At 51.8% G+C, this 11,407-nt stretch carries 7 protein-coding genes; all 7 read left to right on the top strand.

Annotated features, from left to right (window positions below; translation table 11 throughout):
* Nucleotides 1-15: 15 nt before the first annotated feature.
* The 7 genes from PKOR_RS22910 to PKOR_RS22880 all read left to right on the top strand — a co-directional run bounded on the left by PKOR_RS22910 (nt 16) and on the right by PKOR_RS22880 (nt 11,236).
* Nucleotides 16-1,032, top strand: a complete 1,017-nt coding sequence (locus PKOR_RS22910) for an NAD-dependent epimerase/dehydratase family protein (RefSeq protein WP_046313742.1) — start codon at nt 16-18, stop codon at nt 1,030-1,032.
* On the top strand, nt 1,032-2,105 hold the full coding sequence (locus tag PKOR_RS22905; protein ID WP_046313740.1) for a dihydrodipicolinate synthase family protein: 1,074 nt from the start codon (nt 1,032-1,034) through the stop codon (nt 2,103-2,105). The genes PKOR_RS22910 and PKOR_RS22905 overlap by 1 nt, the downstream gene beginning before the upstream one ends.
* A complete protein-coding gene (locus PKOR_RS22900) occupies nt 2,102-4,087 on the top strand; it encodes a ligand-binding sensor domain-containing protein (RefSeq protein ID WP_052739059.1) in 1,986 nt (661 codons plus the stop codon). Before PKOR_RS22905 ends, PKOR_RS22900 begins: the two co-directional genes overlap by 4 nt.
* A gap of 120 nt (nt 4,088-4,207) precedes the next feature.
* Nucleotides 4,208-5,182: a Gfo/Idh/MocA family protein gene (locus PKOR_RS22895; RefSeq protein WP_046314841.1), complete on the top strand. Its 975-nt coding sequence runs from the start codon at nt 4,208-4,210 to the stop codon at nt 5,180-5,182.
* A gap of 201 nt (nt 5,183-5,383) precedes the next feature.
* Complete coding sequence (locus PKOR_RS22890; protein ID WP_052739058.1) at nt 5,384-6,106, top strand: SGNH/GDSL hydrolase family protein; 723 nt, start codon at nt 5,384-5,386, stop codon at nt 6,104-6,106.
* A 523-nt stretch (nt 6,107-6,629) separates the two neighbouring features.
* Entirely contained in the window at nt 6,630-9,740 is a 3,111-nt protein-coding gene (locus tag PKOR_RS22885; protein ID WP_052739057.1) for a SusC/RagA family TonB-linked outer membrane protein, read from the top strand.
* A gap of 17 nt (nt 9,741-9,757) precedes the next feature.
* On the top strand, nt 9,758-11,236 hold the full coding sequence (locus PKOR_RS22880; RefSeq protein ID WP_046313739.1) for a RagB/SusD family nutrient uptake outer membrane protein: 1,479 nt from the start codon (nt 9,758-9,760) through the stop codon (nt 11,234-11,236).
* Nucleotides 11,237-11,407 lie beyond the last annotated feature (171 nt).

The raw sequence follows: 11,407 nt of genomic DNA, 5'->3' as shown, positions 1-11,407 counted from the left end.
TTAAGCTGATACAAAATGAAAGATTTGGAAAAACTAGAGTATGAACTGCTGAGTCCTTCTGACAAGCTTCTGCAGGATATGGCGAAGATCAAGGGGGACATTCTACTGCTGGGCATTGGCGGGAAGATGGGACCAAGTATGGGTAAGCTTGCCAGACGTGCGGTGGAGGAAGCAGGTTTAAACAAACGAATCATTGGTGTTTCCAGGTTCTCTGACGGGAGCCTGAGGGCAGATCTGGAGAGCCATGGCATCGAAACCATTGCAGCCGACCTGCTCAATGAAGATGATCTGAGGAGGCTACCGGAGGTGGAGAATGTGCTTTATCTGGCGGGTAACAAGTTCGGCACCACCGGCAAGGAAGCCTTTACCTGGGCCATGAACGCCTACCTGCCTGGGCGAGTGGCCGAGAAGTATGGCGCCTCGAACATTGTGGCGTTCTCCACCGGCAACGTTTACCCGCTTGTACCGGTAACTTCGGGTGGCTTGTCGGAAGAGTATCCGGCCTCACCGGTAGGGGAGTATGGCCAGTCTTGCCTCGGCAGGGAGCGCATCTTCCAGTACTTCTCTCAAAAGAACAACACGCCTACGCTCATTTACCGCCTCAACTACGCTGTTGATTTCCGCTATGGCGTGATACTGGAGATTGCCAAGGCCGTGTACGAAGGCCGGGAGATAGACCTGAGAACAGGCAACGTGAATGTGATCTGGCAAGGCGACGCCAACGAGATCGCGCTGCGCTCGCTACTGCACTGCGAGTCCCCAGCTAAAATACTTAATGTGAGTGGCCCTGAGACTCTGTCTGTAAAGTGGGTGGCGGAGCAGTTTGGCCTGCTCTTCGACAAAGAGCCAAAGTTTATCCATGAAGCACAGCCGACAGCTTTATTAAGCAACGCCTCGGAGGCGCATAAACTGTTCGGGTACCCGAGAGTGACCATCCGTGAAATTATTGAAATCACCGCGCTTTGGGTAACAGAGGGCGGCAGCACCTTTGGCAAAGCCACACATTTTCAGGAAAGAGAAGGGAAATTCTAATGGCACATAAATTAGACTCAAGACTAAAAGCATTGTTGCACGAGGGTACCGTAATTCCGGCGCATCCGCTGGCCCTGAAGGCAGATCGAAAACTAGAGGAGCAGATGCAGCGCCAGCTGACCCGCTATTACATGGGCAGTGGTGCCGGTGGCGTGGCGGTAGGCGTGCACTCTACACAGTTCCAGATACGGGATCCAAAGATAAACCTATATGAGACAGTACTGCAGCTGGCCGCCGAAGAGGTGGAGAAAGCAAAGCTGGACCGCCCGTTCATTAAAGTAGCTGGTATCTGCGGCCCGACAGCGCAGGCTGTAAAGGAAGCTGAAGTAGCCCTAAAGTATGGGTACGACATTGGTTTGCTGAGTATGGGCGGTTTGCAGGGATGGTCAGAGGAGCAGATACTGGAGCGCGTGCGGGAAGTGGCAAGGATCATGCCCGTGTTCGGGTTTTACCTGCAGCCATCGGTGGGAGGTCGCATTTTTAGCTACGACTTCTGGCTCCAGTTTGCCGAAATCATGAACGTCGAAGCCATCAAAGTAGCCTCCTTCAACCGCTACCAAACCCTGGATGTCATGCGGGCTGTCTGCCATTCCTCCCGGAAAGACGAGATTGCTATGTACACGGGCAACGACGACAACATCATTGCTGACCTGATGACGACCTACCGCTTTACTATTAACGGGCAAGCGGTGGAAAAAGAGTTTGTAGGTGGCTTGCTGGGACACTGGGCCGTCTGGACGAGCAAAGCAGTTGGGTTGCTGGACGAGGTTAAGGCCTACCGTAAGCATAAAACTGCAGAGGTTGCCGATGCACTCTTAACCAAAGGCATTGAGGTAACCGACGTGAATGCGGCCATGTTCGACCCGGCACACGCTTTCCACGGCTGTATTCCTGGCATACATGAGGTGCTGCGAAGACAGGGACTGCTGGAGGGGCGCTGGTGCCTCAATCCGGACGAGGAACTCTCTGCGGGGCAGATGGAGGAGATTGACCGGGTATACGCCGCTTACCCTCACCTGAACGATGACGAATTTGTGAAAGCCTTTTTGAAGAAGGAAAATATTCTGGTATGATGCGCAAATTAACGTATGCTGTGCTGCTCTGGCTGGTAATCGCTTGCCTTTCCCCTGGCTGGGCGCAGAGGACAGCCTCCGGTAAGTTTACAAACCTTGGCCCGCAGGTGTATGCCTCGCTCATTCAGGGCAGCGTTTTTGCCGATGATGCTTCCGGGAAGAGCTATGCTTACACTGTTGTAAGAGGCCGGCCGGCCCATTTTGTCGGCTACAGTCTGGACCCGCTCAAGCTGGTGGTGGATGCTGCGCTCCCTGATACAGATGGTTCTTGGGATGTGGAGGTTTCCACGGATGGAACCGTGTACATCGCGGCGGCTAACGGGGTGCTGTTCAGGCATGTGCCTGGCACCGATTCGGTTACGAGCCTAGGGACGGTACTACCTGGCGAAAAAGTGATCTGGGACTTAGCCGCAGGCAAAGACGGGGAGATTTTCGGGGGTACCTATCCCGGTTGCCGGGTGTTTCGCTACCATCCAAAAGACGGCTTTAGCGATGTAGGCCGTGGCCCTTTGGTAGAGAACGAGAACTATGTCAGGAGTGTAATCTATCACCAGGGGACCGGGAAAGTATACGCAGGCATTGCCTCGCACTCGGCCATGGTGGAGCTGGATCCGAAGACGGGTGCGAAAAAACAACTCCTTCCCGATCAGGACAGAGACCAGGAGGCCATTTACCACATCAATTTGGTGCATGGCCTAAAAGGAGGCGACAGGGTATTTGGCTGGCTTACGGGGCCAACCGAACGGGTAACCACTATTTATAACCTGAAGACCAAAGAGTTTGAAGGGTATATGCCTACCATGGATGTAAAGTCCCTCATCAAGGCTCCCAAAGGCTCTAAAGTATACTATACGGCAGGCAAAAAGCTCTACGAGATGGATTACGCTGCCAAAGCGCCGCAGCCTAAAGAACTTGCCAGTACAGAAGGTGAAGCCAAAACAGTACGATGGGGCAAAAACGGGTTGCTGTACGTGCTAACGGGAAGTAAGCACATTCATACGTTCAACCCGAAAACAGGCAAGCTTACGACCGAAAAATTAGCTATCCCAGGCCAGCCGATCGACATTCAGTCTATCGGGATTGGGCCAAATGGTTTGGTTTGGTCCGGCGGCTACCTGGCTGGCGGACATGCCACCTACAACCCTGTAACCGGAGAGAACAAGCAGTTGCCGGGCTTAGACCAGACAGAGGGGCTGGCAAACCTGGGCTCTGAAATATACTTTGGAATCTATGCCAAGGCAAGGCTTTATGCCTATGACACCCAAAAGCCCTGGAATTTGAAGCAAAACAACCCCAGGCTGCTGGGGCAGATCAAGGGGCAGGACCGACCGTTTGCCGTGCTGGGACTGGAGAAACTGAACAAGGTACTGTTCGGCACCGTGCCAGGCTATGGGCAGTTGGGCGGCGCCCTGGTAGAGTATGATGTAGCCGCCGATAAGCTGGAAACCATCACCAACCTGATCCCCGACCAGTCGATTGTGAGCCTGGTAGAGGCAGGAGATATCGTGATCGGAGGAACTTCCATTTTCGGAGGGCTTGGCGGAAAACCAACCCAGCCCGAGGGCAAGGTCTTCGGGTGGGACCCAGTGCGGAAGCAGAAAACTTTCGAGCTAGTGCCGGTGCCCGGCACCATGGCCATCACAGGGTTGATGAAAGGTCCGGATGGCAACATCTGGGGCTTTGCCGATGGAGACTTATTTATTCTTGATGTGGCCAAACGTAGTGTCATCTACACACACCGGCTGTTTGAGATACACACCCGGCCTTCCCACATCTGGCGCAGCGCTTTTATGGTCGAACACCCTTCGGGCGCTGTTTATGCCACTGTAAATGGCAAATTTTTGAAGATAAATCCTAAAACCATGCAGGTAACGCAGCTGGAAGAAAATGTAGGCATGCCAGTTATGGGTGACAAGGGGAGGATATACTTCAAAAGAGGGATGGACCTGTGGCAGTATGAGCCGGAAGCCGCTGTAGAGTAGCACGTGTGGCTTTCTGTAAAGTGCCCGGGACCTAAGTTTAAACCAATAATACGTTAAACCGTGAGAGGAAACACCAACCGCCGTTTATTTCTGAAGTCTGCTGCCTTGGCCGGTCTCGGCATGGGTTTGAGCCTGTCGCCTTTGGCTGCTCTGGCCCAAGATTCCAAGCCCAGGAAAGGTAAAAGGATAGGCATTATCGGATTGGATACGTCGCATAGCATTGCTTTCACCAAAGCGTTCAACGCGCCTGATGCAGGACCGGAGTTCAGCGGCTACAGGGTAGTGGCGGCCTACCCGCACGGTAGCAAAGACATTCAAGAAAGCGTGGAGCGGATTCCGGGATACACGCAGGAAGTACAGAAGTATGGGGTTAGGGTTGTAGACTCAATCAAGCGTCTGCTGGCGGATGTGGATGTGGTGCTGCTGGAGACAAATGACGGTCGGCTGCACCTGGAGCAGGCGCTACAGGTCATCAAGGCGAAAAAACCGCTTTTCATCGACAAGCCCATGACAGCCTCCCTCAGCGATGCCATCGCCATTTTTGCGGCTGCTGAGAAAGCGAATGTGCCCGTGTTCTCCTCTTCCTCGCTGCGTTTTATGGCCAGCGTGCAGGAGGTGATCAGCGGGAAGTATGGAAAAGTATACGGCGCCGACACCTACAGCCCGGCCACACTGGAGCGCACGCACCCGGACCTCTACTGGTACGGCATTCATGGCGTGGAAACACTGTTCTCGGTCATGGGCAAAGGCTGTAAGCAGGTGGTACGGCATTATTCCGACGACACCGATGTGGTAGTTGGCACTTGGGAGGACAAGCGGATAGGCACCTTCAGGGGGCTTCGGGCAGGTAAAACAGACTTTGGTGGCAGCTGCTTTGCCGAGAAAGGCATCGTGTCATTGGGACCTTTTACCGGTTATAACCCCATGTTAGTGGAGATAGCTCAGTTTTTTGAAACCGGTAAACCGCCGGTAAGTCCTGCCGAAACATTGGAGATCCTTGCGTTTATGGATGCCGCTGACGAAAGCAAGAAACGGGGAGGGAGCCCGGTGACGCTGGAAGAAATTTTCAAAAAGGCCGGGGCAGGCAAATCTTAACAAGTTGATTGAAGAATCACAGAGCAACACCGTAACGGATAGCAGATTTTTAGCTCTTTTCCGTTGTGTCGCTTTCCTTGTTTAGCATTGCTGCCGATGACAGAAAGGACCACCGTAAAATTGTGCGTCTTTGATGCGGCGGGTGGAGGAAAAACCTCAAGTACAGCAAATAACGAGTATTTCTAAATCTGTTTACACGCTATGAGCCAGCTAAAGTACATCGTCCTGTTGCTCTTTTTTGCCTCCATCCCGGGGCCTGCCTCCTCGCAGCATGTTATACTTAACAAAGGGGTGCCTGGCAATAACACCAGAGATTTGCTGCAGCGGGTAGACCAGGATGTACTGGCCGAACAGCCAGACTTAGTCATCATGATGGTGGGCACAAATGATATGGTTAACTCCCATAAGCTGGTGGATTATAAGGAGTATAAAGAGAACTGTTTATCCCTTATCAAAAAGATGAAAGCACAAGGGGCCGATATCGTGTTACTGGCCCCGCCGCCGGTTGATACAGGGTATGTGCTCGGGCGGCACGACCGCCGGCTTTACTCCGAAGACCTGAATGTGAAGATGGAGAAAGCTGGGGCGATCATCAGAACCCTTGCAGGTGAAAACAACTTGCATTTCATAGACCTGAATACTTTGTTTAAAGCAGCAGGATCGCCTAACCGGGAAGAACATTCGCTGCTTATCAACGAGAAAAACCTTGGCAAGCCCGATGGGATTCATCCCACAAAAGAAGGCTACCAATTGATTGCCGAAACCATCCACGCTTACCTGGCGAAAAACGATCTTCTGAAAGGTGAAAAGAAGATTGTCTGTTTTGGCGATAGCATGACCTACGGTAGCTATATGACAGGAGCTGGCACAGCGCAAGGCGATAACTTCCCGGGGCTCCTGAGTAGAAAGGTTAACAGAGAATAAGCTCGTTGATCATGCAAATACTTTGGATTAGAAGCGGTTCCTCTACATGATCCTTGAGCGATGCGCTACGAAAAGTTAAACTTTTACAAGGTATACACAGCTTAAAAAATGGTTAATAAAAAACTGTAGTAGGACAAAGCAAAATTTCAAATCGCTTACCACTACGCTGGTACTCGAGTTGAAGTGTGACGGTGCAGGTGTACTCTTGGCTGGTTTGTATTTGGTTGCTACGCTAAGTCCAGCGCCTTCCGGAAAAAGTGACAAGAGAAGATATACTGTTTTTTGGCTTATAGCGCGTGGTGGATTTTCCTGACGCAAGGAATATTCATTAACTGATGCAGTGGCAGCCGTGCATTTATACTCCAAAGAAGGCTGCTGACAGGAATAAGCCTGGGGAAATACCAAGATCAAGGAAACTGGGAAAGTGTGGTTTGGCAAGACTGCTGTAGTCGTTTTCTATTCTTGAGGCATTATAGATTATTGTTTTTTCTGATAAACATCAACTCTTAATAATTGCCAGAATATGAGAAAAACGTTCATCCAGCGGTGGCGAAGGGGGTTTGCCATCCTATTTCTGTGTTTCTCTGCCTCTGCTGTTTACAGCCGGGACACAGAAACCCCGTTAACCCCAGACTTTGTACTTCCGGAATGGGTTATATCCGGAAAGGTTGTTGCTAGGAATGGGGAGCCTCTGCCTGGGGTAACCGTTGTGCTGAAGGGCACCTCCCTGGGCACCTCCACCGATGCCGGGGGTAACTATACATTAAGTGTTCCTGATAAGCCTGGTATTTTGGTTTTCTCCTTTATAGGTATGGTTACCCAGGAGGTGCCTGTTAATGGTCCCGGAACCGTCAATGTAAGCCTGGCCGATGACGCCAAAGCGCTGGAGGAAGTAGTGGTGATCGGTTATGGTACGGTTAAGAAGAGCTCTGTAACGGCAGCTGTTAGCAGGGTCGAAAACACTAAGCTGGACCAGATTCCGGCCGGACGGCCTGAGGCGGCACTGGCAGGCAGACTGGCCGGTGTGAACATTACCCAGAACCGAAGTATACCGGGTGCAGCCCCAATTATCCGCGTGCGCGGAGCTGGCTCCATCAGTGCCGGTAATGATCCGCTGGTGGTGATAGATGGATTTCCGGGTGGTAACCTGGAGAGTATCAACATGAATGATGTGGAGTCGATTGAGGTCCTGAAGGATGCTTCTTCGGCGGCCATTTATGGTTCCAGAGGTGCAGGTGGTGTGGTTATCGTAACGACCAAAAAAGGAAAGTCGGGCAAACCAAAGCTTAACTTCAATGCCTACAGCGGCTTCTCCAAAGCAATGGGGCACGAGGACTGGATAACCGGGCAGGAGTATTACGATTACGTGGTGCGCTACCAGAACCGTGAGTTTGTATGGGCTGGTGGAGACCCTTCTATCCCGGTGTGGGGAGATGATCGTCGTCCGGCACAATACCAGGTGAACCCGGCGATCAAGGAGAACAACGTTATTTGGCAGGATGAGGTACTGCGCACCGCTCCAATGCAGAACTATAACCTCTCGGTGAGCGGCGGCACGGATAATGTGAAGTACTATGTATCCGGGGGATACAAGAATGAGCAGGGCACCTTGCGCAACACCTGGTACAAGAACTACTCAGTGCGGGCAAATTTGGATGTAAAGGTGAATGCGGCCGTTAACGTGGGCTTTAACATCAACCCCAGTTTCTCTAACCGCCGCTATTCGCCCCTGGACATAAACCCGCTGGTAAAATACCCGCCATTTGTGGCCCTGCAAAATCCAGACGGGACCTATCCAAAGGCGCGTGACTACTGGGGCGTGGTGGTAACGGGCGGTGTGAACCCCTTGGCCATCCTTAACGGCTCCTCCTATTACTCCTCCACCATGAATAATATTGGGGAGGCGTATATAGGCCTAAGGCTGATGGAAGGTCTGAACTTCAAATCTTCCGTAGGTACCAATGTCTCTTACAACACCGTCGAAGCCTTCCAAGCATCCTACGCCTCAAACGCTGGAGTTTCCTCGGGTTCCTCAGCCGATGCGAGGAACATTAACTTGGTAAATGAGAACGTGCTCAGCTATGATAAAACTTTCAAGGATATACATTCTTTGAATGGGATAGCAGGTGCCTCTTATCAGAAGTATACAAACCGCTACGCCACCATGGGGGCAGTAGCAGGCAGCTTTAACAATGATATCATTGAGACGCTGAACAATGCCATTATCAACCCTGGAGCCACGAGTACCTCTAAATCACAGTGGGGCCTGGTGTCATACTTCACCCGCCTGCAGTATGGCTATAAGGATAAGTATCTGTTCTCCGGCTCGGTCAGAGCAGATGGCAGTTCACGCTTTGGACCGAACAACAAGTGGGGGTATTTCCCGTCTGCTTCGGTTGCCTGGAGAGTATCTGAGGAGAACTTCATGGAGGCGATCCCGGCCATCAGTAACCTGAAGCTGCGTGCTAGCTATGGTGCCACCGGTAACTTCAACATCGGCGATTTTGATTACCTGGGCCGCGTGGGTAGCGTGAGTTACTCGCCAAATAACCAACTGGCGAAAGGACAGGCACAGGTATCCTTCGGCAATCCTGAGCTGAAGTGGGAGAAGACCAACAGCTATGATGTGGGAGTAGAGCTAGGCCTGTTCGATAACCGCCTTAACGTTGTCGTTGACTTTTATGACAAGCGAACCACCGACCTTTTATACTTTGTAGGTATCCCGGCCATTACCGGCTTCAACGATGCAATCTCAAACATTGGTGAAATCAGAAACAACGGTTTTGAGGTGGAGCTCAATACCAAGAACTTGGTAGGGGCCTTTACCTGGGAGACGGACTTTAACCTGGCCCGCAACAGAAACGAGGTGGTAAGCCTTGGCGGAGTAGAGGAAAGAATCTTTACCGATACTTATGGCATGAGCTGGATCCTGAAGGTTGGCGAGCCGATGTTCTCCTACTACGGCTACAGAGCCATCGGTGTGCTGCAGAACGCGGAAGATGTAACCAACTCGCCTGTCAGAGCGGGTTCTAAACCTGGTAACACAAAGTTTGCGGATGTAAACGGGGACGGAGAAATCACACCCGAGGATAGGGTTGTACTTGGCAACTTCCAACCCAAGCTGATCATGGGCATGGTGAACAACTTCGCATGGAAAAGCTTTGACCTAAGCATTGCCATGCAAGCTTCACTAGGGGCCAAGATGTATAACTTCGAGAACGAGTACTACCAGGGTGCCCTGGCCGGGGCCATGCGCCGCTCGCTGGTGGAAACACAGTGGTGGTCTGAGGCTGAGCCGGGAGACGGTAAAATGCCTGCCAGTGCGCTGAGCATGCTGACCTACCAGACTTCTGCTGACGTGTACATCGAGGATGCCTCCTTCCTGACCATCCGTAACCTGAACCTGGGCTACACCCTGCCTCGTTCTATCACGGATCAGCTGCGCATGGATAACCTCCGCCTTTATACTTCAGTGAGCAACCTGCTGATGTTGACCAAAAAGGGCTTCCACGGCTATAACCCGGAAGGCTTTACCGCTGGCGAGATCGGAGGGGTAAATAGCCGACCTGGCTTTAACAACGGCTCTGAGCCAGTTAACCGTGTCGTGACGTTTGGTGTGAACCTGAGTTTTTAAATTTTTCTAGAAGCGAAATGAAAAGAACGATATATACTTCCATAGGCGGCGTGTGCCTAGCACTAGTATTGAGCAGTTGCCACGACGAGTTGCTGGAAATGACGCCTCCTTCGGCCCTAACAGAGGTGAATGCCTTCAATAATGCCAAGGACCTAGACCTGGCCATGCTAGGTGTATACAACCGCCTGCAGGTCCGCAAGCCCAACGACTACCTGATCTTGGAAATGCCCAGCGACAACCTGTACATGTCTAACAACACGGCGGTGGCAGGGGCAAACGAAGCGGATCTGCTGGCCTTCACACCCGATAACCCGCAGGTGGCCAACTACTGGGAAAACTCCTACAACGGCATTTTCCGGGCTAATGCTGTGCTGGGCAACATTGACAAGCCGGTTGATTACGCCAATGGGCAGAAAGACCAGTTGATTGGGGAGGCGAAGTTCATGCGGGCCCTGTTCTACTTTGATCTGGTGAGGGTCTTTGGTGGCGTGCCTAAAATTACGGCAACCATTTCCAAGATTGAAGAGTCCAGAACTATAGGCAGGGCCTCAGAAAGCGAGGTTTATGACCTGATTGAGGAGGACCTGAAAGAGGCGATCACAAGGCTGCCTTTGCAAGCCAACATCGCCAAGGGTAGGGCCAGCAAGGCGGCAGCAGTGGCGCTGCTGGCAAAAGTGTACGTCTACCAGAAGGACTGGAATAATGCCAAGACCTATTTGGAGCAATTCCTGAACGAGTTTCCAGGGTATGGTTTGGTGAACGATTTTGCATCGCTCTGGAAACTGGAAACCGAGGATAACAGTGAGGTTATCTTCAGCATCAGGTATGTTGATGGATCAAATGGCCATGCATTGTCCACAGCCTTTATTCCTAACAGCGGCGCCATTGGGGTAGTGTCTCGCGGTAACGAAGTGGCACTGCCTTCCTGGAGCCTGCACAAGCAGTACCAGGAGGGAGACACCCGGAAGGCAGCTACCATAAATGAGTTTTGGACGCCTCCTTCCACCCCGAACAACCCACCCATCTGGTATCCTTATGTAAACAAGTATGCCGTACCTCATACCTACAGTTCTTCCGGGTTGGACTTGCCGGTGATACGTTTTGCCGATGTGGTATTGCTCTATGCCGAGACGCTGTATGAACTGGGGCAGCCGGATCAGGCGCTTGCTCAACTGAACAAGGTGCGGGAACGGGCGTTCGGGGGTACGGACCATAATTATACTTTGGACGACATTTCAAGTAAGGAGGCCTTCTATGATAAACTTTTGCTGGAACGTCAGTTGGAGTTTGCCTATGAAAACGAGCGCTGGTTGGACTTGGTGCGCACGGGCAGGTATATGAACCTTACCAGAGAGGAGAGAGGGTTTAACAACAATACGCAAACGGCCCTGGCGGTAAGCCTGACCCCGGAGGAGCATTTAAAGTACTTCCCCATTCCACAGCGCCAGATTGACCAGTCAGCACCAGGTGTGTTAACGCAGAATCCAGGGTACTAGCTAAACAACAGTAGCTTTTAACTTATAAAGGATTCCTGCCCTGGTGGCGTAGTCTGCAGGGCTACCTCCGGGGCAGGAAATTCTTTTAAGTGGCATTTGCCCGGGTAATATAAAGTATGGGTACACCTTACAGCAGTCACCCAGTCTTGGGTACAACATCACACAAAATGA

Source organism: Pontibacter korlensis (assembly GCF_000973725.1).
Taxonomy (GTDB): Bacteria; Bacteroidota; Bacteroidia; order Cytophagales; family Hymenobacteraceae; genus Pontibacter; species Pontibacter korlensis.
The sequence above is the reverse complement of the archived record's forward strand: the minus strand, read 5'-3'. Positions and strand labels throughout refer to the sequence as shown.

Bases quoted from the DNA above. Each gene is read 5' to 3' on its own strand.
- PKOR_RS22910 (WP_046313742.1), top strand. From the start codon at position 16: ATGAAAGATTTGGAAAAACTAGAGTATGAACTGCTGAGTCCTTCTGAC.
- PKOR_RS22905 (WP_046313740.1), top strand. From the start codon at position 1,032: ATGGCACATAAATTAGACTCAAGACTAAAAGCATTGTTGCACGAGGGT.
- PKOR_RS22900 (WP_052739059.1), top strand. From the start codon at position 2,102: ATGATGCGCAAATTAACGTATGCTGTGCTGCTCTGGCTGGTAATCGCT.
- PKOR_RS22895 (WP_046314841.1), top strand. From the start codon at position 4,208: ATGGGTTTGAGCCTGTCGCCTTTGGCTGCTCTGGCCCAAGATTCCAAG.
- PKOR_RS22890 (WP_052739058.1), top strand. From the start codon at position 5,384: ATGAGCCAGCTAAAGTACATCGTCCTGTTGCTCTTTTTTGCCTCCATC.
- PKOR_RS22885 (WP_052739057.1), top strand. From the start codon at position 6,630: ATGAGAAAAACGTTCATCCAGCGGTGGCGAAGGGGGTTTGCCATCCTA.
- PKOR_RS22880 (WP_046313739.1), top strand. From the start codon at position 9,758: ATGAAAAGAACGATATATACTTCCATAGGCGGCGTGTGCCTAGCACTA.